The 26,626-nt window shown below is 70.5% G+C and carries 16 protein-coding genes, 1 tRNA gene and 1 rRNA gene; 13 read left to right on the top strand and 5 right to left on the bottom strand.

The features are described 5' to 3' along the window. Together rrf and ACIBKX_RS31145 are read left to right on the top strand one after the other, a co-directional pair. A 5S ribosomal RNA gene (gene rrf, locus ACIBKX_RS31150) occupies nt 1-93 on the top strand; the annotation flags it as partial. Nucleotides 94-208: 115 nt separating this feature from the next. Further along, entirely contained in the window at nt 209-871 is a 663-nt protein-coding gene (locus tag ACIBKX_RS31145; RefSeq protein WP_363276349.1) for a DegT/DnrJ/EryC1/StrS family aminotransferase, read from the top strand. 45 nt (nt 872-916) lie between these two features. On the opposite strand, the gene ACIBKX_RS31140 is transcribed toward ACIBKX_RS31145, so the two are convergent. Then, entirely contained in the window at nt 917-1,840 is a 924-nt protein-coding gene (locus tag ACIBKX_RS31140; protein WP_363276350.1) for a PHB depolymerase family esterase, read from the bottom strand. Between the two features lie 116 nt (nt 1,841-1,956). Between ACIBKX_RS31140 and ACIBKX_RS31135 the strand changes: the two genes are divergently transcribed. Continuing rightward, nucleotides 1,957-2,029, top strand: a tRNA-Thr gene (locus ACIBKX_RS31135). 80 nt (nt 2,030-2,109) lie between these two features. On the opposite strand, the gene ACIBKX_RS31130 is transcribed toward ACIBKX_RS31135, so the two are convergent. Further along, the gene (locus ACIBKX_RS31130; protein WP_363276351.1) at nt 2,110-4,773 is read right to left on the bottom strand and encodes a SpoIIE family protein phosphatase; all 2,664 of its coding nucleotides are present in this window, start codon (nt 4,771-4,773) and stop codon (nt 2,110-2,112) included. Nucleotides 4,774-5,047: 274 nt separating this feature from the next. On the opposite strand from ACIBKX_RS31130, the gene ACIBKX_RS31125 reads away from it, so the two are divergent. The 10 genes from ACIBKX_RS31125 to ACIBKX_RS31080 all read left to right on the top strand — a co-directional run bounded on the left by ACIBKX_RS31125 (nt 5,048) and on the right by ACIBKX_RS31080 (nt 19,988). Continuing rightward, nucleotides 5,048-10,561, top strand: coding sequence for a HAMP domain-containing protein (locus tag ACIBKX_RS31125; protein ID WP_363276352.1), 5,514 nt, complete (start codon nt 5,048-5,050; stop codon nt 10,559-10,561). Between the two features lie 244 nt (nt 10,562-10,805). Further along, nucleotides 10,806-11,489 carry a response regulator gene (locus tag ACIBKX_RS31120; protein WP_363276353.1) on the top strand — a complete coding sequence of 228 codons (684 nt, stop codon included), beginning with the start codon at nt 10,806-10,808 and terminating at the stop codon, nt 11,487-11,489. 190 nt (nt 11,490-11,679) lie between these two features. Beyond that, nucleotides 11,680-14,472 (top strand): DNA translocase FtsK, encoded by a 2,793-nt coding sequence (locus ACIBKX_RS31115; protein WP_363276354.1) that lies wholly within the window; start codon nt 11,680-11,682, stop codon nt 14,470-14,472. A 187-nt stretch (nt 14,473-14,659) separates the two neighbouring features. Beyond that, nucleotides 14,660-15,532: a helix-turn-helix domain-containing protein gene (locus ACIBKX_RS31110; protein WP_363276355.1), complete on the top strand. Its 873-nt coding sequence runs from the start codon at nt 14,660-14,662 to the stop codon at nt 15,530-15,532. A gap of 56 nt (nt 15,533-15,588) precedes the next feature. Continuing rightward, nucleotides 15,589-17,049, top strand: a complete 1,461-nt coding sequence (rimO, locus tag ACIBKX_RS31105) for a 30S ribosomal protein S12 methylthiotransferase RimO (protein ID WP_363276356.1) — start codon at nt 15,589-15,591, stop codon at nt 17,047-17,049. Continuing rightward, complete coding sequence (pgsA, locus tag ACIBKX_RS31100; RefSeq protein WP_363276357.1) at nt 17,046-17,756, top strand: CDP-diacylglycerol--glycerol-3-phosphate 3-phosphatidyltransferase; 711 nt, start codon at nt 17,046-17,048, stop codon at nt 17,754-17,756. The genes rimO and pgsA overlap by 4 nt, the downstream gene beginning before the upstream one ends. Then, entirely contained in the window at nt 17,753-18,304 is a 552-nt protein-coding gene (locus ACIBKX_RS31095; protein ID WP_399376561.1) for a CinA family protein, read from the top strand. The genes pgsA and ACIBKX_RS31095 overlap by 4 nt, the downstream gene beginning before the upstream one ends. A 109-nt stretch (nt 18,305-18,413) precedes the next feature. Continuing rightward, on the top strand, nt 18,414-18,788 hold the full coding sequence (locus ACIBKX_RS31090) for a helix-turn-helix domain-containing protein (protein ID WP_160507571.1): 375 nt from the start codon (nt 18,414-18,416) through the stop codon (nt 18,786-18,788). 289 nt (nt 18,789-19,077) lie between these two features. Further along, nucleotides 19,078-19,548, top strand: a complete 471-nt coding sequence (locus tag ACIBKX_RS31085; protein WP_363276358.1) for a DNA starvation/stationary phase protection protein — start codon at nt 19,078-19,080, stop codon at nt 19,546-19,548. A 116-nt stretch (nt 19,549-19,664) separates the two neighbouring features. Continuing rightward, nucleotides 19,665-19,988 carry a hypothetical protein gene (locus ACIBKX_RS31080; protein ID WP_363276359.1) on the top strand — a complete coding sequence of 108 codons (324 nt, stop codon included), beginning with the start codon at nt 19,665-19,667 and terminating at the stop codon, nt 19,986-19,988. Here ACIBKX_RS31080 and ACIBKX_RS31075 read toward each other — a convergent pair. The 3 genes from ACIBKX_RS31075 to ACIBKX_RS31065 form a co-directional block, all read right to left on the bottom strand. Then, nucleotides 19,936-20,808: an SDR family NAD(P)-dependent oxidoreductase gene (locus ACIBKX_RS31075; RefSeq protein WP_363276360.1), complete on the bottom strand. Its 873-nt coding sequence runs from the start codon at nt 20,806-20,808 to the stop codon at nt 19,936-19,938. The two genes, ACIBKX_RS31080 and ACIBKX_RS31075, sit on opposite strands and share 53 nt — an antisense overlap. 46 nt (nt 20,809-20,854) lie before the next feature. Then, entirely contained in the window at nt 20,855-21,655 is an 801-nt protein-coding gene (locus ACIBKX_RS31070; RefSeq protein WP_363276361.1) for a DNA-formamidopyrimidine glycosylase family protein, read from the bottom strand. A gap of 163 nt (nt 21,656-21,818) precedes the next feature. Further along, a complete protein-coding gene (locus tag ACIBKX_RS31065; protein WP_363276362.1) occupies nt 21,819-26,546 on the bottom strand; it encodes an ATP-dependent helicase in 4,728 nt (1,575 codons plus the stop codon). Between the last annotated feature and the right edge of the window lie 80 nt (nt 26,547-26,626).

Below are 26,626 nucleotides of genomic sequence, written 5' to 3'. Positions count from 1 at the left end.
ACGCCCGGTTACATTCCGAACCCGGAAGCTAAGCCTCACAGCGCCGATGGTACTGCAGGGGGGACCCTGTGGGAGAGTAGGACGCCGCCGAACTAATATTAGAAGAGCTGGTCCCTGAACTTCGGTTCAGGGACCAGCTCTTTTTTGTTTTGCGTCACTTGCCGTTCACGTTGTGCGACCAACATCCGCAGGTATGGGGACAGCTGGAATGTTGCGAGCCGCAGGCATCGGGCACGGTGACGAGGTCATCGTGCCGGCGTACGGGAACGCAGAGGTCGCCGAGGCCGTGGTGCTCGCCGGTGCCATGCCCGTTTTCGCCGACATAGAGCAGTCGACGTACTGTCTCGACGCCGAGGCGGTATCCGCTGCCATCACCGCGCGTACGGCCGCTGTCATCGTCGTACACCGCTTCGGGAACCAGGCCGATGTCGGGCGGATGCGGGACGTGGGGCGGCGCCATGGGGTTCTGGTGCTCGAGCAGGGCGAGTTGGACGCTCCGTACGACGAGATGGCCCAACGGCGGGCGCATGCCGCCTATCTCAATGGGCGGCTGAGCGGGGTCGTTACCCCGGACGGTGGCGCCGCGCACAGCTATCAGCAGTACGTCGTGCGGGTGCCCGGCAACGGGCGGCCCGACCGGGACGCGTTCGCTCGCGCCGTGCGGGCGCGGGGCGTCGCCTGCCGCGTGCCCGTGAAGATCCCGGTGCACCGGATGCCGCAGTTCCGGCGGGACGTGGCGTTGCCGGAGACGGAGCGGGCCGCGGACGAGACGCTGGCGCTGCCCGTCGACGCTGCGATGTCCCGGCGGGAGCTGCAGCGTGTCGTGTCCGCGTGCAATGCGCTGGGTGGGCTTCTTCAACCGGCCTTCTAGCCGCCGCTTGTGTCGGGTGTCGGGAGTCCTCCCGTAACTCGCCTTTCAAGAAGTCTTCTTGGGGTGGGCCTTGAAGAACTCCCACATCAGGTCCGTCGCGCTGACGCCTGCCTCCGGATCGGCCATGGGTCCGGCACCGCCCGGCCATTGATGGGCCATCTCCGGGAGGCGGTAGGCGACGGTGGTCGAGCCGTCGCGGCATTTCGCCGAGGTCTTCTTGATGTCGTTCTTGAGCTTCTGCGGCGGCGGTGCCTTGCAGGAGAGGCGCTTCTGCCAGGCCTTGATTCCCTCGTCGAACTCCGCGTAGTGCGGGTCCAGGCCGCCGATGAACGTCATCACCGAGACGGGGGACTTGGGGATGTACGAGTCCTGTGCAGCGTCCTGGCCGATGTAGCCGCCGCTGACCGGGGCTATCGCTGCGAAGGTGTCGGGGAGTTCCACGGCGAGTTTGTACGTCATGTCGCCGCCGTTGGAGATTCCCGTGGCGTAGACGCGTCGCGGGTCGGCCTTCCAGGTGCCGATCAGCCTCTTCGTCATCGTACGAAGGAATCCGACGTCGTCCTCCGTGCCGCAGCAGATCAACGCGTTGAAGCCCTGGTCGAGGCCGTCGGGATAGGCGACGAGGAAGTCTTCCTTGTCGGCTTTCTTGCTGAGGCCGGTGATCTGTGCCGCTGCGGCACCTGTGCCCGGATAGGGGTGCATGGCGATGATCAGGGGGAGTTGCTTGCTCGTGGTGTAGCCGGGTGGGGCGTGCACGGTGTAGACGCGTTTCTCGCCCTTCCAGGAGAGCGTGACCTTCTGGTCGCCCGGGCGCGGGGATTCCGGGGCGGGCTTCTTCTCTGTGGGCTTCGTCTTGTCGGGCTCGGCGGATCCTTCGTCGTCGGATCCGCAGGCCGCGAGTGTCAGAAGCAGCGAGATGAGCGTTGCGGGAAGGGCGTACCGCATGGACTTACCACGTCGGGTCGGCATGAGCGCAGAGTGGCAGCGCCCGGGTCGGTGGTCCAGAGGAACGGGCGGTTCGGGAGGCGCTCGGATTCAGGTATGATCTATTCCGTTGCCGCGCGGGAAACCGCACAGCGCAACAGGCCCCTATAGCTCAGTCGGTAGAGCGTCTCCATGGTAAGGAGAAGGTCTGCGGTTCGATTCCGCATGGGGGCTCAGAGAGTAAGAAGAGAAGGTCCCCGCCCAGCTGGGCGGGGACCTTCTTTCGTTTCCGGAGCGGCCGGCGGCCGGGCGCCTCAGTCCTTGTGGAGGCCCGGCACGCGCATGGCCAGGATCGCCATGTCGTCGGACGGGGCGTCCGTCGCGAAGCGCTCCACCGCGCGCATGATGCGGGCGGCGACCGCGCCCGCCGTCAGGCCGGTGCAGGTGGCCAGGACGTCCGCCAGGCCGTCGTCGCCGAGCATGCGCGTGCCCTCGCGGCGTTCGGTGACGCCGTCGGTCACGCAGAGCAGGACGTCGCCCGGGTCGAGCGTCGTCGTCTGTTCGTAGAGCTCCAGGTCGTCCATGACGCCGAGCAGCGGCTGCGGTTCCGCGTACGGCTCGACCGTGCCGTCCTGGCGCAGGCGGAGCGGGAGCGGATGGCCTGCGCAGACGATCTTGAGGACCGCCGAGCCGTCCTCCTGCGGCCACAACTCCCCGTACAGGAGCGTCAGGAAGCGGCTGCGGGCCCCCTCGTCGAGGATCGCCGCGTTGAGGCGCTCAAGGACCGCGGGGCCGCCGAAGCCCTCGCGGGCGAGCAGCCGCAGTGCGTGGCGGGCCAGGCCCGTGACGGCCGCCGCCTCCGGGCCCGTGCCGCACACGTCGCCGATCGCGAAGCCGTACGCGCCGTCGCGGATCGGGAAGACGTCGTAGAAGTCGCCGCCGACTTCGTTGCCCTCGCCGGCCGCGCGATAGATGACGTCGACCTCGACGCCCGGGATCTCCGGGACGCCGGGCGGCAGCAGGCTGCGCTGGAGGGACTGGCTGATGGCCATGCGCTCCGAGTACAGGCGGGCGTTGTCGAGGGCGAGGGCCGCTCGGCGGGAGAGATCTTCGGCCAATTCCAGGATCTCTTGGCGGAAGTGTTCGTCGGAGGGCTTGCCCAGCGTGAGCATGCCGATGACGCGGTTGCGGGCGACCAGGGGCAGGACGACCGTCTCGCCGCCCACCGCGGACGCCGTGGAGAGCGTCGTGCCGATGCCCGAGCCCAGGCTCATGGGCTCGCCGAGGCCGAGGCTGCGCATGGAGGTGCGCAGGGCGGCCTGGTGTGCGGCTTCGGACGGAGCGGCCCAGACGCGGGCTCCCGGAGTGGGCACGGGGTCGGGCGGGGCGATCTTGGAGAGGAGTGCCTTCAGGCCGTCGATGCGCTCCTCGTCCTCATGAAGGACGTACGAGAGATAGGGCTCGGACGACTGGTCGGCGATCGTGTAGACGGCGCACCAGGTGGCGAGGGTCGGGACCGTCATCTGGGCCATGAGGGCCAGGGTCTGGTCGCGGTCCAGGGTGCCGGCGAGCAGGTCGGAGGCCTCGACGAGGAAGGAGAGCGAGCCGCGGCGGAGGCGTTCGAGTTCGCCGAGGCGCGCGGACTCGACGGCGAGCGCGATGCGGTCGGCGGCGAACTGGAGGCGCAGGGCCTCTTCGTTCGAGTAGCGGTCGGGGGATTCGGCGGCGACTCCGAGGGAGCCCGTGAGGCGGCCCTCGACCTTCAGCGGGACCGTGACGACGGAGCGCATGCCCGTGCCGTTGAGGAGCGGGACGGCGCCGGGGACGACCGTGAGGTCCTCGTGGACGGCCGGCATGCGCGCGGAGCCGTAGCGGCCGGGTCCGGCCTCCACGGGGACGCGAGCGAAGCGCTGACGGGCGGAGGGCAGGCCCGTGGAGGCGCGCACCTCCAGTTCCGTCTCGTCGTCCGTGGCGAGGAGCAGGAAGGCGGCGTCGCCGTCGAGCATGTCGCGGGCGCGCTCGACGGTGCGCTGGAGCAGGCCGTCGAGGTCGTCGGGGGCGGGGGAGCCGATGAAGACCTCGAAGGGGTCCGCGGTGTGCGGCTCGCTGAGCGTGCCCGGCTCGGGGGCGGGGCCGCGCAGCGGGGTCTGCAGGACGGCGCGCTCGTCGTCGCGGACGAGCAGGCAGACCGTGGAGGGCTCGCCGTCGGCGTCGCGGACGCGCAGATGCGAGGCGTAGACGGGGTTCACGCGGCCGTCGGAGCCGCGGATGCCGTAACTGCCTTCCCAGCGGGAGAGTTGGAGGGCCTCGACGATTCCGGTGCTGGTGCCCGGAGTGTGCGGCCAGGCGGCGAGGTCGGTGAGCGGCTTGCCGGTGACCTGTTCGGCGACGTACCCGAAAAGTTCTTCCGCGTCCTCGTTCCACGCGGAGATCGCGCCGACGCGGTCGATCTGGACGACGGCGACGCGGACTCTGCCGTCGGTGAGCGGGAGCAGCTCGGCGGGGAGGGCCGGGCCGGCGGCGCGGGTGCCGACCGGGCGCTCCGGGAGGTCGAGTTGGAACCAGACCTGCTTGTGGGTGGGGGTGTAGTCGACGCCCCAGCGGGTGGCGAGCGCCGCGCACAGCTGGAGGCCGCGGCCGCCCTCGCGGTCGGGGCTGCCCATGTTGACCACGGACTGCTGGAGCGGGATCTCGCGTTCCGGATAGCGGTCGGAGACCTCGATGCGCACGGCGTCCTCGGTGCGCAGACAGAGGACGTCGGCGGCGGTGCCCGCGTGCACCACCGCGTTGGTGACGAGCTCGCTGGTGAGGACGACAGCGTCGTCGACGATGTCCGTGAACCCCCAGCCCTGGAGGGTGTCGCGGACGAAGGAGCGGGCCGTCGCGACGGACCGCCCGACAGGGTCGAAAGTCGCCGCCGCACGCGCCGTGATCACAGAACTCCTCGTACGAGTATCGACGCCCAGATCTCCCGCCATGGTGCGGCCGCCCCTCCGATGCCCGCTTGTTACGTGTGCCACCACCCAGGCCGGGCAGGACCGGAGTGGTTGGACAGCCGAATGCCAGGTTACTTACCTTCGCCGTCCATGCTGATGCCGGTCGTCAGTGTTTCCGCCCGGAGGGTGTGCGGACGGTGTGCGAAGCTGCCGAACTGTTATGGCCTGGTTCAGCCATGGTGAAACACTGGGCAGGCTTCTTGGAGACAGCCCGAGCAACCCGAGCAGTACGGTCGACCCTTGCGGGAGGGACACAGTGGAGTCTGGCGCAGCGACGCGGGGCACTAAGACGCGCGCGAAAGACGGACAGTCCCTGAGCAAACAGCGCAAACCGCGCAATGGGGCGACGACGTCGGTGGACGCGGCGGCCTTGAACAGGCTGCTCGCGGCCCTGGTGGCGATGCGGGACGGAAATTTCCGGAAGCGGCTCACCGTCTCCGGTGATGACGTCATGTCCGAGATCGCCGCCGTCTTCAACGAGGTGGCCGACCGCAATCTCCATCTGACCGGCGAGCTGTCCCGTGTGCGGCGCATGGTCGGACGTGAGGGAAAGCTCACGGAGCGCCTGGAGAGCGGCGCGAGCGAGGGCTCCTGGGCCGCCGCCATAGACGCGTCGAACGCGCTGGTCGACGATCTCGTACGCCCTGTCTCCGAGGTCGGCCGTGTGCTCTCGGCGGTCGCGGAGGGCGACCTGGAGCAGCGCATGGAGCTGCGGGCGCCGGCGGACGAGGGGAACGGGCATCCGCTGCGCGGCGAGTTCCTGAAGGTCGGCCGCACGGTCAACAACCTGGTCGACCAGCTGTCGACGTTCACCGACGAGGTCACGCGGGTGGCCAGTGAGGTGGGCACCGAGGGCAAGCTGGGCGGTCAGGCCCGGGTGCGCGGGATGTCCGGTTCGTGGAAGGACCTCACGGATTCGGTGAACACGATGGCGTACCGGCTGACCGCGCAGGTGCGTGACATTGCTCTCGTGACGACGGCCGTGGCAAAGGGTGACTTGTCCCGCAAGGTAACCGTTCATGTCGCCGGCGAGATGCTTGAGCTGAAGAACACCGTCAACACGATGGTGGACCAGCTCTCGTCGTTCTCCTCAGAGGTGACCCGCGTCGCGCGCGAGGTCGGCACGGAGGGCGAGCTCGGCGGCCAGGCGCAGGTGCCGGGTGTGGCGGGAGTGTGGAAGGACCTCACCGACTCGGTGAATCTTATGGCCGGCAATCTCACCGCCCAGGTGCGCGGGATCGCCCAGGTCACGACGGCCGTCGCGAACGGCGATCTGTCCCAGAAGGTGACGGTGAGCGCGCGCGGCGAGGTCGCCCAGCTCGCCGAGACCATCAACCAGATGACCGAGACGCTGCGTACGTTCGCGGACGAGGTCACACGGGTGGCCAATGAGGTCGGTGCCGAGGGGCAGCTGGGCGGTCAGGCCAATGTGCCGGGCGCCGCGGGGACGTGGAAGGACCTCACCGACTCGGTGAACACGGTCTTCCGGAACCTGACCACGCAGGTGCGGGACATCGCGACGGTGACGACGGCGGTCGCCAGCGGTGATCTGTCGCAGAAGGTCACCGTCGATGTCGCGGGCGAGATGCTCGAGCTGAAGAACACCGTGAACACGATGGTGGACCAGCTCTCTGCCTTCGGTTCCGAAGTGACGCGCGTGGCGCGGGAGATCGGTGTCGAGGGTGAGCTGGGCGGCCAGGCGCAGGTGCAGGGCGCGGCGGGTACGTGGAAGGACCTGACGGACTCGGTCAACACGGCCTTCCGCAACCTCACGGGGCAGGTCCGCAACATCGCGCAGGTGACGACGGCGGTCGCCAACGGCGATCTGTCGCAGAAGGTCACCGTCGATGTCTCCGGCGAGATGCTTCAGTTGAAGAACACCGTGAACACGATGGTGGATCAGCTGTCGTCCTTCGCCGACCAGGTCACGCGGATGGCGCGCGACGTGGGCACGGAGGGCCGCCTGGGCGGTCAGGCGCGGGTGGACGGCGTCAGCGGCACCTGGAAGGAACTGACCGACTCCGTCAACTTCATGGCCGGGAACCTGACGTCGCAGGTGCGTCAGATCGCCCAGGTCACGACGGCGGTGGCGCGCGGTGATCTCTCCCAGAAGATCGACGTGGACGCGCGCGGCGAGATCCTGGAGCTGAAGAACACCATCAACACGATGGTCGACCAGCTCTCCGCCTTCGCGGACCAGGTGACGCGGGTGGCCCGTGAGGTGGGTACGGAGGGCCGCCTCGGCGGACAGGCGCAGGTGCCCGGTGTCGCCGGCGTATGGCGCGACCTGACCGATTCCGTGAACGGCATGGCCGGCAACCTCACCGCGCAGGTGCGCAACATCGCGCAGGTCGCCACGGCGGTGGCGCGCGGTGACCTCTCCCAGAAGATCGACGTGGACGCGCGCGGCGAGATCCTGGAGCTGAAGAACACCCTCAACACGATGGTGGACCAGCTCTCGGCCTTCGCCGAGCAGGTGACGCGGGTGGCCCGTGAGGTGGGTACGGACGGCATCCTGGGCGGCCAGGCCGAGGTGCAGGGCGTCTCGGGCACCTGGAAGGACCTCACGCAGTCCGTGAACGGCATGGCGAACAACCTGACGCTTCAGGTCCGCAACATCGCCGAGGTCACCACGGCCGTCGCCATGGGCGACCTCTCCAAGAAGATCACCGTCGACGCGAAGGGCGAGATCCTCGAGCTCGTCACCACCGTGAACACGATGGTCGACCAGCTCTCGAACTTCGCCGAGCAGGTGAACCGGGTGGCCCGCGAGGTGGGCACCGAGGGCAACCTGGGCGGCCAGGCGCGGGTCCCCGGTGTCACCGGCACCTGGAAGGACCTCAGCGACAACGTCAACCTGATGGCGAACAACCTGACCGCGCAGGTGCGGGGGATCTCCCAGGTCGCCGCGGCGGTCGCCAACGGTGACCTGACCAAGAAGGTCACGGTCGAGGCGCGCGGCGAGGTCGCGCAGCTCGCCGACACCGTCAACACGATGGTGAAGACGCTGAGTTCGTTCGCCGACGAGGTCACGCGTGTGGCCCGCGAGGTGGGCACGGACGGCATCCTCGGCGGTCAGGCCCGCGTCCCCGGAGTCTCCGGTACGTGGAAGGACCTGACGGAGTCCGTGAACGGCATGGCCTCCAACCTCACCGGCCAGGTCCGCAACATCGCGATGGTCACCACCGCCATCGCCAAGGGCGATCTCACCAAGAAGATCGACATCGACGCCCGGGGCGAGATCCTGGAGCTGAAGACGACCATCAACACGATGGTCGACCAGCTGTCGTCGTTCGCCGAGCAGGTCACGCGGGTGGCCCGTGAGGTGGGCACGGAAGGGCAGTTGGGCGGTCAGGCGCGGGTGCGGGACGTCGACGGCACCTGGCGCGACCTCACGGAATCCGTGAACGAGATGGCCGGGAACCTGACCCGTCAGGTACGCGCCATCGCCGAGGTCGCCACCGCGGTGACCCGAGGCGACCTGAACCTGAAGATCGACGTCGACGCGGCGGGCGAGATCCAGGTCCTCCAGGACAACATCAACTCCATGATCGCCAACCTGCGCGACACCACCCTCGCCAACAAGGAGCAGGACTGGCTGAAGGGCAACCTGGCCCGTATCTCCGGTCTGATGCAGGGCCGCCGCGATCTGGCGGACGTCGCCTCGCTGATCATGAGCGAGCTGACGCCGGTGGTCTCCGCGCAGCACGGCGCGTTCTTCCTCGCCCTGCCCACGGACGACGGCACGGATCACGGCTCCGAGCAGGAGGACGCGTACGAGCTGCGGATGCTGGGCAGTTACGGCTACTCGATGGGGTCCATGCCGACGTCCTTCCGGCCCGGCGAGACGCTGATCGGGACGGCCGCGCAGGAGCGGCGCACGATCCTCGTGGAGAACGCGCCGTCCGGCTATCTGCGGATCGCGTCGGGCCTCGGGGAGGCGCCGCCCGCGCAGGTCATCGTGCTTCCGGTGCTCTTCGAAGGGACCGTGCTCGGCGTGATCGAGCTGGCCGCCTTCCAGCCGTTCACGCAGATCCAGAAGGACTTCCTCAGCCAGATCGCCGAGATGATCGCGACGAGCGTCAACACGATCAGCGTCAACACGAAGACCGAGGTGCTGCTCAAGCAGTCGCAGGAGCTGACCGAGCAGCTGCGCGAGCGCTCGGCCGAACTGGAGAACCGGCAGAAGGCACTTCAGGACTCCAACGCCGAACTGGAGGAGAAGGCCGAGCTGCTGGCCCAGCAGAACCGCGACATCGAGGTCAAGAACACCGAGATCGAAGAGGCCAGGCAGGTCCTGGAGGAGCGCGCCGAGCAGCTCGCCGTCTCGATGCGGTACAAGTCCGAGTTCCTGGCGAACATGTCGCACGAGCTGCGTACGCCGCTCAACTCCCTGCTGATCCTGGCCAAGTTGCTCGCCGACAACGCCGACGCGAACCTCACCCCGAAGCAGGTCGAGTTCGCCGAGACGATCCACGGCGCGGGCTCGGACCTCCTTCAGCTCATCAACGACATCCTCGATCTGTCGAAGGTCGAGGCGGGCAAGATGGACGTCTCCCCGACGCGCATCGCGCTCGTCCAACTCGTCGACTACGTAGAGGCCACTTTCCGCCCGCTGACGGCAGAGAAGGGGCTCGATTTCTCCGTACGGGTGTCTCCGGAGCTGCCCGCGACGCTGCACACGGACGAACAGCGGCTCCTTCAGGTGCTGCGCAACCTGCTGTCCAACGCGGTGAAGTTCACCGACTCCGGAGCGGTCGAGCTGGTGATCCGGCACGCGAACGCCGATGTGCCGCACGCCATCCGCGAGCAGCTCCTGGAGGCGGGCTCGCTGCGGGACGCCGACGCGGATCTGATCGCCTTCTCGGTGAGCGACACCGGCATCGGCATCGCGGCCAGCAAGATGCGGGTGATCTTCGAGGCGTTCAAGCAGGCCGACGGCACGACGAGCCGCAAGTACGGCGGCACGGGCCTCGGGCTCTCGATCAGCCGGGAGATCGCGCGGCTGCTCGGCGGCGAGATCCACGCGGCGAGCGAACCGGGCCGCGGCTCCACCTTCACGCTGTATTTGCCGCTGCACCCGAGCGAACTGCCGCCCCAGGGCTACGCACAGCTGTCGCCGCTGCCCGGATCGGCGGGGCGGCCCGCTCTGGAGGAGGGTGTCTCCACGGCCGAGCAGCCGCCGCAGGAGGGCCAGGACGCGGCGCCGCGGCTCGACGCGATGCCGGCGCCGGGCACGCTCTTCCGGCGCCGTCGGCGCTCCATGCCCGCTCCGTCCGAGCAGCCGCCGGCGCTGCCCGGCCAGGCCGCCGCGGACTCCCAGGAGCAGCGGTCGCAGGAGCAGTGGCCCACCGCGGGGCAGGAGGCGCCCGAGCCGCGTCCCGGCCACCACTTCGGCGGCGAGAAGGTGCTCATCGTCGACGACGACATCCGCAATGTGTTCGCGCTCACCAGCGTCCTGGAGCAGCACGGGCTCGCGGTGCTGTACGCGGAGAACGGCCGCGAGGGCATCGAAGTCCTGGAGCAGCACGACGATGTGACGGTCGTGCTGATGGACATCATGATGCCGGAGATGGACGGGTACGCGACGACGACGGCGATCCGCAGGATGCCGCAGTTCGCCGGGCTCCCGATCATCGCGCTCACCGCGAAGGCGATGAAGGGCGACCGGGAGAAGGCCATCGACTCCGGTGCCTCCGATTACGTTACGAAGCCGGTCGACCCGGATCATCTGCTCTCGGTGATGGAGCAGTGGATGCGCGGGGAGTGACCGAGAAGGGGCGTCATTACGCGGAGTTGCTGACAGAGTGTGGCCGAAGCCGTGTAGAACCACGGTATTCGGGGAACCTTCTGGTCTCCCACCGCGTTTCTGCTACGTGCACAGTGACATCGCGGTGACAGGGTGTGGCGACAGGCGGGGTGCGGCTACCATGACCGGCACAAGGACGGACGGCGTAAGGGAGTCGTCCCCTGGGGCGGCGCCCGGTGTACCGCCGGGGCGAGGAGGGCGGGCCATGGTGCAGAAGGCCAAGATCCTCCTGGTCGATGACCGGCCGGAGAATCTGCTGGCGCTGGAGGCCATCCTCTCTGCGCTCGATCAGACACTGGTGCGGGCATCGTCCGGGGAGGAAGCGCTCAAAGCACTACTCACGGACGACTTCGCGGTCATTCTGCTGGATGTCCAGATGCCGGGCATGGACGGTTTCGAAACCGCCGCGCACATCAAGCGGCGAGAACGGACCCGGGACATCCCGATCATCTTCCTCACCGCCATCAACCACGGACCGCATCACACGTTCCGTGGCTATGCCGCCGGCGCGGTGGACTACATCTCCAAGCCGTTCGACCCGTGGGTGCTGCGCGCGAAGGTCTCGGTCTTCGTCGAGCTGTACATGAAGAACTGCCAACTGCGGGAGCAGGCGGCCCTGCTGCGCCTCCAGCTCGAGGGCGGAGGCAAGTCCGTCGCGGGTGACGCCAAGGAGCCCGCGGGGCTGCTCGCCGAGCTGTCCGCGCGGCTCGCGGCCGTCGAGGAACAGGCCGAGGCGCTGTCGAAACAGCTGGACGACGACTCGGCGGACGCCGCGGCCGTCGCCACCGCGGCCCATCTCGAACGCAAACTCACCGGTCTCCGGAGGGCTCTTGACGCCCTGGAGCCCGGCACGGGCAGCGGCGCCCCTTCGGTGTCCTCGCAGAACTGAGCCGTACCGAACCGAGCTGAGCCGAGCTGAGCCGAGCTGAACTGCGCCGAACCGAGCGGTGCCGAGCGGTGCCGCGCCGCTCCGTATGCGGTGAATATCCGTCAGTTCACCGCCCTCACAAGGGCGACACAAACGGGTGAAGCGGTGGGCACACGTGTCCGCAGTGGTCTCCACCGGTAACCTCGGACCCATGGCCTCACGTCCGTCCGCAGCCAAGAAGACGCCCGCGAAGAAGGCGGCCGCGCCTGGTAAGGCTCCGGCGAAGAAGGCCGCTGCCAAAAAACCGCCCGCCAAGAAGGCCCCGGCGAAGAAGGCGCCCGCCAAGAAGGCCGCCGCGAAGAAGCCCGCACCCAAGCCCGCGCCGAACCCCACAGGGGGCGTGTACCGGCTCGTACGCGCCGTCTGGCTGGGTCTGGCGCACAGCGTCGGAGCGATGTTCCGCGGCATAGGGCGCGGCGCCAAGGGGCTCGACCCGGCGCACCGCAAGGACGGGCTCGCGCTGCTGCTGCTCGGCGTCGCGCTGATCGTCGCCGCGGGCACCTGGTCGAATCTGCGCGGACCCGTGGGCGACCTCGTCGAGATGCTGGTGACCGGCGCGTTCGGCCGCCTCGACCTGCTCGTGCCGATACTGCTCGCGGTCATCGGCGTACGCCTCATCAGGCACCCGGAGAAGCCCGACGCGAACGGCCGCATCGTGATCGGCCTGTCCGCGCTCGTCATCGGCGTGCTCGGCCAGGTCCACGTCGCGTGCGGTTCGCCCGCCCGCAGTGACGGCATGCAGGCGATAAGGGACGCCGGCGGGCTCATCGGCTGGGGCGCGTCCACCCCGCTGATCTTCACGATGGGCGAGGTGCTCGCCGTACCGCTGCTCGTCCTGCTCACCGTCTTCGGGCTGCTCGTCGTCACGGCGACACCGGTCAACGCCATCCCGCAGCGGCTGCGGCTGCTCGGCACCAAGCTCGGCATCGTCCAGGCGGAGCCGGAGGCGGCCGACGCCGGGTTCTCCGACGACGACGAGCGGTACGACGAGCAGTGGCGCGAGGCGCTGCCCGCGCGCTCGCGCAGGCGCGCGGCCGCCACCGAGCCCTACGACCCGGAGCAGGCCGAGGAGGAGGCGCTCTCCAAGCGGCGCAGGCCGCGCCGTGCGGCGGTGCAGCCCGCCCTGGACCGGCCGATGGACGCGGTGGACGTGGCGGCCGCCGCTGCCGCCGCCCTGGACGGCGCGGTCCTGCACGGGATGCCGCCGTCGCCGCTGGTCGCCGATCTGACGCAGGGGGTGTCCGGCGACCGCGAGGAGCGCGAGCCGACCGCTCCCGTGCCGACAGCGCGGGCCACAGATAGCGCGCGGGCCACGGACAGCCCGCGGGCCACGGACGGTCCGCCGCCCGGCGCGCTGCGCAAGAAGCTCGAGCGGCCGGCCGACTCCCCGGTGCCGGACCTGACCAAGTCCGCACCCGACGAGCCGCGCGACCTGCCGCCGCGCGCCGAGCAGCTGCAGCTCGCCGGTGACATCACCTACGCGCTGCCCTCGCTGGATCTGCTGGAGCGGGGCGGTCCCGGAAAGTCCCGCAGCGCCGCGAACGACGCGGTCGTCGACTCGCTGTCGAACGTCTTCACCGAGTTCAAGGTCGACGCGGACGTCACCGGCTTCACCCGCGGTCCGACGGTCACGCGGTACGAGATCGAGCTGGGCCCGGCCGTGAAGGTCGAGAAGATCACGGCTCTGGCGAAGAACATCGCGTACGCCGTGGCCAGCCCCGACGTGCGCATCATCAGCCCCATCCCCGGCAAGTCCGCGGTCGGCATCGAGATCCCGAACACCGACCGCGAGATGGTCAACGTCGGCGACGTGCTGCGCCTCGCGGACGCGGCCGAGGACGACCACCCCATGCTGGTCGCGCTCGGCAAGGACGTCGAGGGTGGCTACGTCATGGCCAACATGGCGAAGATGCCGCACATCCTGGTCGCCGGAGCCACCGGCTCCGGAAAGTCGTCCTGCATCAACTGCCTGATCACTTCGATCATGATAAGAGCGACGCCCGAGGACGTACGGATGGTCCTCGTCGACCCCAAGCGCGTCGAGCTCACCGCGTACGAGGGCATCCCGCACCTGATCACGCCGATCATCACCAACCCCAAGCGGGCCGCCGAGGCGCTCCAGTGGGTCGTACGCGAGATGGATCTGCGCTACGACGACCTGGCGGCGTTCGGCTACCGGCACATCGACGACTTCAACCAGGCCGTGCGCGACGGCAAGCTCAAGACGCCCGAGGGCAGTGAGCGGGAGCTCAAGACCTATCCGTATCTGCTGGTGATCGTCGACGAGCTCGCGGACCTGATGATGGTGGCGCCGCGCGACGTCGAGGACTCGATCGTGCGCATCACGCAGCTGGCGCGTGCGGCCGGCATCCACCTGGTGCTCGCGACGCAGCGCCCCTCCGTGGACGTCGTCACCGGTCTGATCAAGGCGAACGTGCCCTCGCGCCTCGCCTTCGCCACCTCGTCGCTCGCCGACAGCCGGGTCATCCTCGACCAGCCGGGCGCCGAGAAGCTGATCGGCAAGGGCGACGGGCTCTTCCTGCCGATGGGGGCGAACAAGCCCACCCGTATGCAGGGCGCCTTCGTCACCGAGGACGAGATCCACGCGGTCGTCCAGCACTGCAAGGACCAGATGGCGCCGGTCTTCCGGGACGACGTCACCGTCGGCGCCAAGCAGAAGAAGGAGATCGACGAGGACATCGGCGATGACCTCGATCTGCTGTGCCAGGCCGCTGAGCTGGTGGTTTCCACCCAGTTCGGGTCCACGTCGATGCTCCAGCGCAAGCTGCGGGTGGGCTTCGCGAAGGCCGGACGGCTGATGGACCTGATGGAGTCGCGCTCCATCGTGGGCCCCAGCGAGGGCTCCAAGGCGCGTGACGTTCTTGTGAAACCCGACGAGCTGGACGGAGTGCTCTCGGTGATCCGCGGGGAGGCTCACCCATAAGGGAACGGCAGGCAACCGTTTCCCTTCCGCGTACGTCAAGTTGAGGGAGGGGCAGCTGTATGTCCCACCATCAGGATGTCCGGCCATTCCGATGGCGTACAAAGTCCGTCGCCCGGTTGCCCCACCCTTTCCCGACCCCCCTAGACTGAGTCTCCGGCAGGTGGCTACACGCTCGAAAGGCGCCCCCGTGTCCATCGGCAACTCCCCTGAAGACGACCGCCCTTCAGACGACCGACCCACAGACGACCGACCGGCAGCCGAGAGCCCGGCGGACGACCGTCCCTCGATCGGGCGTGCGCTGCAGCAGGCCCGGATCGACGCCGGGCTGACCGTCGACGAGATCAGTACGTCCACTCGGGTGCGCATCCCGATCGTGCACGCGATCGAACAGGACGACTTCTCCCGGTGCGGCGGCGACGTGTACGCCCGCGGCCACATCAGGACCCTCGCGCGCGCCGTCGGACTCGATCCCGCCCCGCTGCTCGCCCAGTACGACGCGGCGCACGGCGGACGGCCGCCCGCGCCCACCCCGGCGGCGCCGCTCTTCGAGGCCGAGCGGATCCGGTCCGAGCCGCGCCGGCCGAACTGGACGGCGGCCATGGTCGCGGCGATCGTCGCCGTGATCGGTTTCGTCGGCTTCACCGCGTTCAGCGGAGGGGACGACGGTGACGGCACGAAGTCGCAGGTCGCCGAGGGTTCCACGCCCGCCACCAGCAAGCCCGCCACGAAGCCGACGCCGGACAAGCCCGCCGACCCCAAGCCCGACCCGTCGGACAGTGCGATCGCCGGCGCCCCGAAGGACAAGGTCACGGTCAAGGTCAGCGCGCCCGACGGCCGCAGCTGGATCTCGGCCAAGGACCACAACGGCCGGACGCTGTTCGACGGCGTACTCGAACAGGGCAAGTCGAAGACCTTCCAGGACCGGCAGAAGATCGACCTCGTGCTCGGTGACGCCGGGGCGATCGCACTGTTCGTGAACGGCAAGGCGATCGAGGACGAGTTCGAGCCCGGTCAGGTCGAGCGTCTCTCCTACACCAAGGGCGATCCCGAGGTCGGCTGACCCCGGGGGAACCCTCGCGGCGGGGACTCGGGCATGGACGAAGTAGTCTTGAGACCATGCCCGAACGCCGCACCGTCGCCCTTGTCACTCTTGGCTGCGCCCGTAACGAGGTGGACTCGGAGGAGCTCGCAGGCCGCTTGGAGGCGGACGGCTGGCAGCTCGTCGAGGCCGCCGAGGACGCGGACGTCGCCGTAGTCAACACCTGTGGATTCGTCGAAGCCGCCAAGAAGGACTCCGTCGACGCCCTCCTGGAAGCCAATGACCTCAAGGGTCACGGCAAGACCCAGGCCGTCGTGGCCGTCGGCTGCATGGCCGAGCGGTACGGCAAGGAGCTGGCCGACGCCCTCCCCGAAGCCGACGGTGTCCTCGGTTTCGACGACTACACCGACATCTCCAGCCGTCTGAACACCATCCTCAGCGGCGGCAGCGTCGAGGCCCACACCCCGCGCGACCGGCGCAAGCTGCTGCCGATCAGCCCCGCGGAGCGCCAGGAGGCCGGTTCTGAGGTCGCGCTGCCCGGACACGCGCCCGTGGACCTGCCGGACGGCCTCGCGCCTGCCTCAGGGCCGCGTGCGCCGCTGCGCAGGCGTCTGGGCAGCAACCCCGTCGCCTCGGTGAAGCTGGCCTCCGGCTGCGACCGGCGGTGCTCCTTCTGCGCCATCCCGTCCTTCCGCGGATCCTTCATCTCGCGGCGCCCCTCGGACGTGCTCGGCGAGACGCGCTGGCTGGCCGAGCAGGGCGTCAAGGAAGTGATGCTCGTCTCCGAGAACAACACCTCGTACGGCAAGGACCTGGGTGACATCCGTCTCCTGGAGACGCTGCTTCCGGAGCTGGCCGCAGTCGACGGCATCGAGCGCGTGCGGGTCAGCTACCTGCAGCCGGCCGAGATGCGGCCCGGACTCATCGACGTACTGACGTCCACGGAGAAGGTCGCTCCCTACTTCGACCTGTCCTTCCAGCACTCCGCTCCCGCCGTGCTGCGGGCGATGCGGCGCTTCGGGGACACCGACCGCTTCCTGGAGCTCCTCGACACCATTCGGACCAAGGCGCCGCTGGCCGGTGTCCGGTCCAACTTCATCGTGGGCTTCCCCGGCGAGACCGAGGCCGACGTGGCCGAGCTCGAGCGGTTCCTCACGGGCGCGCGCCTGGACGCCATCGGTGTCTTCGGATACTCCGACGAGGAGGGCACGGAGGCTGCGACGTACGACGAGAAGCTCGACCAGGACGTCGTGGACGCCCGCCTCGCGCACATCTCGCGGCTTGCCGAGGAGCTGACCTCGCAGCGCGCCGACGAGCGCCTCGGAGAGACCGTGGAGGTCCTCGTCGAGTCCGTGGACGAGGAGGACGGCGTCATCGGCCGGGCCGCGCACCAGGCGCCCGAGACGGACGGACAGATCCGTTTGACGGGTTCCACCGGTGGGGAAGGCCCGCAGGTCGGCCGTATGGTCGTGGCAAAGGTGGTCGGCACGGAGGGCGTGGACTTGGTGGCTGAGTGTCTCGAGGAGGCCGGCAGATGACCGGAGTCCCGGCATCCGCAGCGGGCGGCTCCGGCGCGCAGGGCGCGAAGCCGGTGCGCGGCGGAAAGTTGGGCGCTGCGGCCGTCAATCAGGCCAGCGTGTGGAACGTCGCCAACTTGTTGACGGTGATCCGGCTGCTGCTCGTGCCCGGCTTCGTGATGCTGCTCCTCGCGGACGGCGGGTACGACCCGGCGTGGCGCGCGTGGGCCTGGGCGGCGTTCGCCGTCGCCATGATCACGGACCTGTTCGACGGGCACCTGGCGCGCACGTACAACCTGGTCACGGACTTCGGGAAGATCGCCGACCCGATCGCCGACAAGGCGATCATGGGCGCCGCGCTGATCTGCCTCTCCTACCTCGGTGATCTTCCGTGGTGGGTGACCGGGGTGATCCTCGGACGTGAGCTGGGGATCACGCTGCTGCGGTTCTGGGTGATCCGCTTCGGGGTGATTCCGGCCAGTCGCGGCGGCAAGATGAAGACTCTCGCGCAGGGCACGGCGGTCGGGATGTACGTCCTGGCGCTGACCGGGCCGCTTGCCACGCTGCGGTTCTGGGTGATGGCCCTCGCCGTGGTGCTGACCGTCGTGACCGGGCTCGACTACGTGCGTCAGGCCGTGGTGCTGCGGCGCCGGGGTCTTGCCGCGGCGCGGGAGGCGTCCGAGGCCTCTGCCGCGGCCGCCAGGGAGGCGCGGGAGTCGTCGCCGTGACGTCCGCTTCCGCCGCGGGTCTGGCCGCCGAGGCGCTGGGGCTGCTCGGGGCGCGGGGCGAGACGCTCGCCGTCGCCGAGTCGCTGACCGGAGGTCTGGTGGCGGCCGAGGTGACCGCGGTGCCGGGGGCGTCGCGGGTCTTCCGGGGCTCTGTGACGGCGTACGCCACCGAACTGAAGCACAAGATCCTTGGTGTGGACGACGCCCTGCTGGCCGAGCGCGGGGCCGTGGACGCCGAGGTGGCGCTGCGGATGGCGGCCGGTGTGCGGGAGGCTCTGGGGGCCGACTGGGGAGTTGCGACCACGGGCGTCGCGGGGCCGGATCCGCAGGACGGACAGCCGGTGGGGACGGTGTTCGTGGCCGTCGCAGGTCCGGATGGGGCGCTTCGCTCTGAGGGGAAAGTGGCCGCTCTGCGGTTGAACGGTGAGCGTTCGGACATCCGTATGGAGAGTGTACGGAGCGTGCTCACGCTGCTCGTCGAGCGGCTTTCCGACGAACGTGCCGGGAATGGGCGGGCACAGGATACGGAACAGAACGGGGGGAATTGATGTTTGCAGCCCTGAGTGAACACGACATCGCTCCCCGCACGGCCGCCGCGCAAGGCGGTACGGTGGGGCGTGAAGGATGCGGCTACGCGGTCCGAGGAGGGAGCCACCGATGATTCTGCTCCGTCGCCTGCTGGGTGACGTGCTGCGTCGGCAGCGCCAGCGCCAGGGCCGTACTCTGCGCGAAGTCTCCTCGTCCGCCCGAGTCTCGCTCGGCTATCTCTCCGAGGTGGAGCGGGGGCAGAAGGAGGCATCCTCCGAGCTGCTTTCCGCGATCTGCGACGCGCTTGACGTACGGATGTCCGAGCTCATGCGCGAGGTGAGCGATGAGCTCTCTCTCGCCGAACTGGCTGCGTCGGCAGCGGCTACGGAACCGGTGCGCGCGCCGGTTCGCCCGATGCTCAATTCCGTCTCGGTGAGCGGCGTGCCGCCGGAACGGGTGACGATCAAGGCGCCTGCGGAGGCGGTGGACGTCGTCGCGGCGTAACGCTGCGCTGTGCTTGAGCGGTGCTTCGGTGCTGCTTGAGCGGTGAGTTTTGTGAAAGCCCCGGCCGGGTTCGTCGGCCGGGGCTTTCGTCTGCTCGGCCGGGGCTTCCACCGGCGTCGAGATGCCCCGGCCGGGCTTCCACCAGCTTCGAGATGCCCCGGCCGGGCTTCCACCAGCTTCGAGATGCCCCGGCCGGGCTTCCACCAGCTTCGAGATGCCCTGATTGGTGTACTTATGCCATCGTTGGTGGGGATTTCGGTTCGGGGGGTGCTTGAGCCCTGGAGGCTGGATGTACGTCGTGAAGAGCCCTCTCTCCGACACCGACCTGAAGACGGTCTCGGACGCCCTGCAGGGTGCCCTCGTGGACCTCGTCGACCTCTCTCTGGTCGCCAAGCAGATCCACTGGAACGTGGTCGGGCAGCGCTTCCGCTCCGTCCATCTGCAGCTCGACGAGGTCGTGGACACCGCCCGGCTGCACTCCGACACGGTGGCCGAGCGGGCCGCCACGCTCGGTGTCCCGCCCGACGGGCGGGCCGCGACGGTGGCGCGGAGCAGTGGCATCGGTGCGGTCGCCGAAGGCTGGGTCAAGGACGCGGACGCGGTGGGGACGCTCGTGGACGCGCTCGGTGCGGTGATCACACGGATGCGGGAGCGGGTGGCGGCCACGGGGGAGGCGGATCCGGTGAGCCAGGACATCTTCATCGGGATCACGGCCGACCTGGAGAAGCATCACTGGATGTTCCAGGCGGAGAACCGTTGATCGGGCTCCGGTTCGCCGGCCCGGAGGCTGGTTCCGTGCCCCTTGTGCGCTGTGGTGCGCCCTGCCGCCGGGTGAGCGCGGGCGTTTAGCGTCGAGCCTCGGCGGAGGTGGTGGCCATGGCGTGGCGGTTCGTGCGGTGGGTGCCGGCTCTGCTGCTCGGCGCGTTCTGGTGGTGGGGCGTGCTGCGGCTCGCGTTCGTGCCCGACGCGGGGGCCCTGGAGGGGGCGGTCGCGGCCGGCGGGTGGGGGCTGAGCCTGCTGCCGGTGCACTGCGTGCCCAAGGCGCGTGCCGCGGGGGTCGCCTCGCGGTCGCGGGTGCGTGCGCGGCGGCCGGACGGGGCGCTGCGGTGGCCCGGGGAGCGTACGGCGAAGGCGGCGGGGGCGGCCGTCACCAGGGCATGGCGACGCCGCCGTTCGGGCGGAGGATCTGGCCCGTCGTGAAGGCGGACGCGTCGGACGCCAGGTGCAGCACGGCGTGCGCGATGTCCTCCGGTTCGCCTACGCGGCCCAAGGGGGACATGCGGACCATGATCCCTTCGGTGTGCGCCTGGGCCTCGGAGTCGTGGCGGTGCGTCATGGGGGTGCGGATCCAGCCGGGGGCGACGGCGTTGACGCGGATGCCGTGCGGGCCGACTTCGGTGGCCAGCGTCTTGGTGAGCTGGACTACGGCTGCCTTTGCCGCGCCGTAGCAGAGGAGGCCGGGGCCGCCGGTGTCCACGGCTCCGGAGGCCATGGTGATGATGCTGGCGGTGGTTTTGGGGGCGGTCTGGGGCGTGGTTTCGGGGGTGCCTTGGGGGGTGCTTTTGGGGGTGTCGGTTTGTATGCCGGTGGCTTTGGCGGGGGGCCTGGCTCTGGTGGCGATCATGGTGCGGGCCGCGGCCTGGCAGGCGTACAGGACGCCCTTGAAGTTGATGTTCAGGACCCGGTCGAGGTCCTCGTCGCGGGTCTCCAGGACCGGGCTGCTGTGCATGATCCCGGCGATGGCCGCCATGACGTCGAGGCGGCCGGACGTCGCCGCGGCGGCTGCCACCGCCTGCTCGACCTGGGCGCGGTCGGCCACGTCCAGCGGGTGGGTGTGCGCGGTGCCGCCCGCCGCCTTGATGAGCGTGGCCGTCTCGTGCAGCCCCTGCTCGTCGCGGTCGGCGCAGTGGACGGTGGCGCCCGCCTCGGCGAGGAGCGCCGCCGATGCCCGGCCGATGCCGCTGGCCGCGCCGGTGACGAATGCGGTGCGTCCGGTGAGGTCGTACGCCGTGAGGGGCATGACGGGACGGTACGGCTGGATCTGACGGGGCGTCAACTAGTGCGTACTAGGGAGTGGGGCCTTGCTGGCATCTCGGGCACCAGTAGGTGGGGCGGCTGCGGGAGCCGTCGCCCTGCTCGGCCGTGCGGATGGGGGTGGAGCAGCGCAGGCAGGGGCGCTGGGCGCGGCCGTAGACGTAGAGCCGCTGGTCGGTGCGGGTGCGGCCGGTGGTGGAGCGGGCGGGGCGTTCGCGGTTGGCTTCCAGGAGCTTCTTGGCGAGGGTGGCGATGCGGGACGCCTTGTCGGCGGGGAGCTCGCCGATGGGGAGCCAGGGGGTGGCGCCGACGAGGAAGCAGAGCTCGCTCTTGTAGATGTTGCCGATGCCCGCGAGGTTGCGCTGGTCCAGGAGGGCCTCGCCGAGGGGGCGCTCAGGGGTCGCGAGCAGGTTCAGGAGCGCCTTCTGGGCGTCCCAGTCGGGGCCCAGGAGGTCGGGGCCGAGGTGGCCCACGGCCTTGTGCTCGTCGGTGGTGCGGAGCAGTTCGAGTACGGGGAGGCGGTAGCCCACGGCCGTGTGCTCGGCAGTGCCGAGGATCGCCCGGATCTGGTGGCCCGGACCGCCGCTCCAGCGCTCACCGGGGGCGTACACCCGCCAGGAGCCGTCCATGCGGAGGTGGGAGTGCAGGGTCAGTCCGCCCTCGAAGCGGGTCAGGAGGTGCTTGCCGCGGGGTGTCACGTCCAGGACGGTGCGTCCGGTGAGGTCGACGGTCGCGAGCTTCGGGACGCGGAGGTCGGAGCGCGTGACGGTGTGCCCGGCGAGGGCGGTGTGCAGCCGCCGGGCTGCCTGGTGGACGGAGTCTCCTTCGGGCATGGGTCAAGGGTGGCATGGGGGCGGGGGCGTGGGTGGGCGTGGCTGGGCTGCCGGGGGGAGTGGGCGCGGGCGTGGCTGGGCTGCCGCGGGAGTGGTTCGGGGCGGTCCAGGGCGGTTCGCCGGGCTCCGCTTGCTGGGGAGACCGGGGGCGCCGGGGTGGTGGCTAGGCGCGGAGGCGGAGGCCGCGCGGGGTGGCGTGGAAACCCGCTCCTTCCAAGAGTGGGGCGAAGGGGGACGTCAACGCGGCCGTGCCGTTGATCCGCTCGACCGTGACCGTGCCCAGTGAGCCCGCTCGGGCCGCGGCGGCGAGGGCCTCCGCGGCCGGGCGCAGGCGGGGGTCGTCGCCGGGCGGTGTGTCGTCCTGTGCCGTCGGCCAGGCCAGCAGCGTCTTGCCGCCCCGCTCCATGTAGAGGGTCAGCTCGCCGTCGACGAGGACGACGAGGGAGCCCGCCTTGCGGCCCGGCTTGTGGCCCGCTTCGGTGGGCGGCTCGGGCCAGGGCAGCGCCGCTCCGTAGGCATTGGCCGGGTCGGCGGCGGCGAGGACGACGGCCTGGGGTTCGGAGCCGCGCGGGGCGTACCCCATGGCCGTGGGCGAACTGTCCGCGCGGTCACGGGCGTTGGCCGTCGCCCGCAGCCGGTCCACCGCGCCGTCCATCGCGAACTGCGCGGCGCCGAGTCCCTCCACCACGTAGCCACGCCGGGCCTGGCCGCTGTCCTCGAAGGCCGACAGGACGCGGTACGTCGCCGAGAAGCCGCCCTCCACGCCTTCGGCCGCGACCGCGCCGCGGGTCACCACTCCGTGCCGGTCGAGGAGGGTGCGGGCCAGGGCGTGCGCGCGCAGGGTCGGGTCCGCCTCGCGGGCCGGGAGCAGCGACCAGCGGCCGGCGACGGTCGGCGGGCCCGTGCGCGATGCGGGGCGGGCGGCGGCCGTGAGCGTGCCGTAACGCCCGCGCGGGATCGTGCGCTTGGCGCGGTGGGCCGTGGCTCCGGCGGTGCGGCCGGAGCCGAGGAGCGAGCGCATCGGGGAGAGCGTGTCGTTCGTGAGCCGCCCGGACCATGCCAGATCCCAGATGACGTCGGCCAGTTGCGGATCGGGTACGTCGGGGTGGGTGGTGGCACGGACCTGGTCGGCGATCTGCCGGAAGAACAGGCCGTAGCCTCCGGAGAGGGTGTCCAGGACGGACTCGTGGAGCGCGGTGAGCTCCAGAGGGTGCGCCGGGGGCAGCAACAGGGGCGCGGCGTCGGCCAAGTAGAGGGAGACCCAGCCGTCCTTGCCCGGCAGGGCTCCGGCTCCGGCCCACACCACCTCGCCGGCCGCGGTGAGCTCGTCGAGCATCGCCGGGCCGTAACCCGCTACGCGGGAGGGCAGGACCAGCTTCTCGAGGGCGGACGCGGGCACCGTCGCCCCCTGCAACTGCTCGATGGCGCGCACCAGCCCGTCGATGCCGCGCAGGCCGTGCCCGCTCAAGTGCTGCCACTGCGGCAGGAACTGGGCGAGGGCCGACGGGGGCACCGGCTCCAGCTCGTGCCGGAGCGCGGCCAGGGAGCGGCGGCGCAGTCGGCGCAGCACCGCCGCGTCGCACCACTCCTGGCCGATGCCCGCCGGGTGGAACTCTCCCTGGACGACACGGCCGCCCGCCGCGAGCCGCTGGAGAGCGCCCTCCGTGACCGCCGCGCCCAGGCCGAACCGCGCGGCGGCCGTCGCCGAGGTGAACGGGCCGTGCGTGCGGGCATAGCGGGCGATGAGGTCGCCCAGCGGGTCCTTGACCGGCTCGGTGAAGGCTTCGGGGACGCCGACCGGCAGGGCGGTGCCGAGCGCGTCACGCAACCGGCCCGCGTCCTCGATCGCCGCCCAGTGGTCGGACCCGGCGATCCGGACGCGGATCGCGCGGCGGGCCGCCGCCAGCTCCTCGGCCCACTCCGGCTCGGCCCCGCGCTCGGCCAGCTCGGCGGCGGTGAGCGGTCCCAGGAGGCGCAGCAGATCGGCGACGCCTTCGGCATCCTTGACGCGGCGGTCCTCCGTGCGCCACTGGAGCTCCCGCTCGAGATCGGCCAGGACCTCCGCGTCGAGCAGCTCGCGCAGCTCGGCCTGGCCGAGGAGCTCGGCGAGCAGCCGTGAGTCCAGGGACAGGGCCGCCGCGCGCCGCTCGGCGAGCGGCGAGTCGCCCTCGTACAGGAACTGCGCCACATATCCGAACAGCAGGGAGCGCGCGAACGGGGACGGCTCGGGTGTGGTGACCTCGACGAGGCGGACCTTGCGGGACTCGATGTCCCCCATCAGTTCCGTGAGACCCGGTACGTCGAAGACGTCCTGGAGACATTCCCTGACCGCTTCGAGGACGATCGGGAACGAACCGAACTCGCTGGTCACCTCAAGGAGTTGGGCCGCGCGCTGGCGCTGCTGCCACAGGGGCGTGCGCTTGCCGGGGCTGCGACGCGGGAGCAGCAGCGCGCGGGCGGCGCACTCACGGAAGCGGGAGGCGAACAGGGCGGAGCCGCCGACCTGGTCGGTGACGATCTGGTTGACCTCGCCCTTGTCGAAGGCGACGTCAGCCGCGCCTACGGGGGCCTGCTCCGCGTCGTACTCGAGATGTCCGCCGGCGGCCGGCTCCTGGTCGAGCAGGTCGAGGCCCATCAGGTCGGCGTCCGGCAGGCGCAGCACGATCCCGTCGTCGGCGTGCATGACCTGGGCGTCCATGCCGTACCGCTCGCTGAGGCGGGCCCCCAGGGCCAGGGCCCAGGGGGCGTGCACCTGCGCGCCGAACGGGGAGTGCACGACGACCCGCCAGTCGCCCAGCTCGTCGCGGAACCGCTCGACCACGATCGTGCGGTCGTCCGGGATGTGGCCGCAGGCCTCGCGCTGCTCGCCGAGGTACGTCTGGACGTTGTCGGCCGCCCAGTCGTCGAGCCCCGCCGCCAGCAGGCGCACGCGGGCTTCCTCGCGCGACAGCGAGCCGACCTCCCGGAGGAACGCGCCCACCGCACGGCCCAGTTCGAGCGGGCGGCCCAGCTGGTCGCCCTTCCAGAAGGGGAGCCGGCCGGGGACGCCGGGCGCAGGGGAGACCAGGACGCGGTCCCTGGTGATGTCCTCGATGCGCCAGGAGCTCGTGCCGAGCGTGAAGACGTCGCCGACGCGGGATTCGTAGACCATCTCCTCGTCCAGCTCGCCGACCCGGCCACCGCCCTTCTTCGGGTCGGCACCGGCGAGGAAGACCCCGAAGAGGCCGCGGTCCGGGATCGTGCCCCCGGAGGTGACCGCGAGGCGCTGTGCGCCGGGGCGTCCCGTGACCGTCCCCGCGACGCGGTCCCACACCACGCGCGGGCGCAGCTCCGCGAAGGCGTCCGACGGATAGCGGCCCGCGAGCATGTCCAGGACGGCCGTGAACGCCGACTCCGGGAGCGAGGCGAAGGAGGCCGCGCGGCGGACCAGCGCCAGCAGGTCGTCGACCTGCCAGGTGTCCAGGGCGACCGTCGCGACCAACTGCTGTGCCAGCACGTCCAGCGGGTTGGCGGGGATGCGCAGCGACTCGATGGAGCCGGTCCGCATCCGCTCCGTGACCACGGCGGCCTGCACCAGATCGCCTCGGTACTTGGGGAAGACGACGCCGGTGGAGACCGCGCCGACCTGGTGGCCCGCGCGGCCGACGCGCTGCAGGCCGGAGGCCACGGAGGGCGGCGACTCGACCTGGACCACCAGGTCGACGGCGCCCATGTCGATGCCCAGCTCCAGGCTGGACGTGGCGACGACGGCCGGCAGACGGCCCGCCTTCAGGTCCTCCTCGACCAGTGCGCGCTGCTCCTTGGAGACCGAGCCGTGGTGGGCGCGGGCGAGGACCGGAGGGGCGCCCTTGGCCGCGCCCGACTCGGCCATCACCTCGGCGGGAGTGTGGTCCTCGGGGAGCGGCTCGCCCGTCGCGCGTTCGTACGCGATCTCGTTGAGCCGGTTGCACAGGCGCTCGGCGAGGCGGCGGGAGTTGGCGAAGACGATCGTCGAGCGATGCGCCTGCACGAGGTCGGTGATGCGCTCCTCGACATGCGGCCAGATCGAGGGGCGCTCCGCGCTCTGGTCGCTGTCGGCGACCGGGGAGCCGCCCAGCTCCCCGAGGTCCTCGACCGGGACGACCACGGAGAGGTCGAATTCCTTGCCGGAGACGGGCTGGACGATCTCCACCCTGCGCTGGGGGGACAGATAGCGGGCGACCTCGTCCACCGGGCGGACCGTCGCCGACAGGCCGATGCGGCGTGCGGGTCTCGGCAACAGCTCGTCGAGCCGCTCCAGGGAGAGGGCGAGATGGGCGCCGCGCTTGGTGCCCGCGACCGCGTGGACCTCGTCCAGGATCACCGTCTCGATCCCCGTCAGCGCGTCCCTCGTCGCGGACGTGAGCATCAGGAAGAGCGACTCGGGCGTGGTGATCAGGATGTCCGGCGGGCGTGTGGACAGCGCGCGGCGCTCGGCGGCCGGGGTGTCGCCCGAGCGGATGCCGACCCGCACCTCGGGCTCGGGAAGGCCGAGGCGCACGGACTCCTGGCGGATGCCGGTCAGGGGGCTGCGCAGATTGCGCTCCACGTCGACCGCGAGGGCCTTGAGCGGAGACACGTACAGCACGCGGCAGCGCTTCTTGGGGTCGGCGGGCGGCGGGGTGGACGCGAGCTGGTCAAGGGCGGCGAGGAACGCGGCCAGCGTCTTGCCTGATCCGGTCGGCGCGACGACCAGCACGTCCGAGCCCTCGCCGATGGCCCGCCACGCCCCGGCCTGGGCGGACGTGGGCGCGGAGAAGGCACCCGTGAACCAGCCACGGGTCGCGGGGGAGAACCCGTCTAGGGCGCTGAGGGCGCCGAGGACGCTCTGAGCGTCGTCGGCGCCGGGTGCACTGGAAGCGGACCTGACCATGACCCCATCGTGCACCCCGCCACTGACAACGGCGCCGACCTGCGGAAAACCCGTGGAAACGGGCTTGCGGGGCTGTCGCA

This window comes from Streptomyces sp. NPDC050658 (assembly GCF_044457025.1).
Taxonomy (GTDB): Bacteria; Actinomycetota; Actinomycetes; order Streptomycetales; family Streptomycetaceae; genus Streptomyces.
This window is presented reverse-complemented; position numbering and strand designations above follow the sequence as displayed.

Coding starts and splice junctions, on each gene's coding strand:
- ACIBKX_RS31145 (WP_363276349.1), top strand. CDS start 209: ATGTTGCGAGCCGCAGGCATCGGGCACGGTGACGAGGTCATCGTGCCG.
- ACIBKX_RS31140 (WP_363276350.1), bottom strand. CDS start 1,840: ATGCCGACCCGACGTGGTAAGTCCATGCGGTACGCCCTTCCCGCAACG.
- ACIBKX_RS31130 (WP_363276351.1), bottom strand. CDS start 4,773: ATGGCGGGAGATCTGGGCGTCGATACTCGTACGAGGAGTTCTGTGATC.
- ACIBKX_RS31120 (WP_363276353.1), top strand. CDS start 10,806: ATGGTGCAGAAGGCCAAGATCCTCCTGGTCGATGACCGGCCGGAGAAT.
- ACIBKX_RS31115 (WP_363276354.1), top strand. CDS start 11,680: ATGGCCTCACGTCCGTCCGCAGCCAAGAAGACGCCCGCGAAGAAGGCG.
- rimO (WP_363276356.1), top strand. CDS start 15,589: ATGCCCGAACGCCGCACCGTCGCCCTTGTCACTCTTGGCTGCGCCCGT.
- pgsA (WP_363276357.1), top strand. CDS start 17,046: ATGACCGGAGTCCCGGCATCCGCAGCGGGCGGCTCCGGCGCGCAGGGC.
- ACIBKX_RS31090 (WP_160507571.1), top strand. CDS start 18,414: ATGATTCTGCTCCGTCGCCTGCTGGGTGACGTGCTGCGTCGGCAGCGC.
- ACIBKX_RS31085 (WP_363276358.1), top strand. CDS start 19,078: ATGTACGTCGTGAAGAGCCCTCTCTCCGACACCGACCTGAAGACGGTC.
- ACIBKX_RS31080 (WP_363276359.1), top strand. CDS start 19,665: ATGGCGTGGCGGTTCGTGCGGTGGGTGCCGGCTCTGCTGCTCGGCGCG.
- ACIBKX_RS31075 (WP_363276360.1), bottom strand. CDS start 20,808: ATGCCCCTCACGGCGTACGACCTCACCGGACGCACCGCATTCGTCACC.
- ACIBKX_RS31070 (WP_363276361.1), bottom strand. CDS start 21,655: ATGCCCGAAGGAGACTCCGTCCACCAGGCAGCCCGGCGGCTGCACACC.
- ACIBKX_RS31065 (WP_363276362.1), bottom strand. CDS start 26,546: ATGGTCAGGTCCGCTTCCAGTGCACCCGGCGCCGACGACGCTCAGAGC.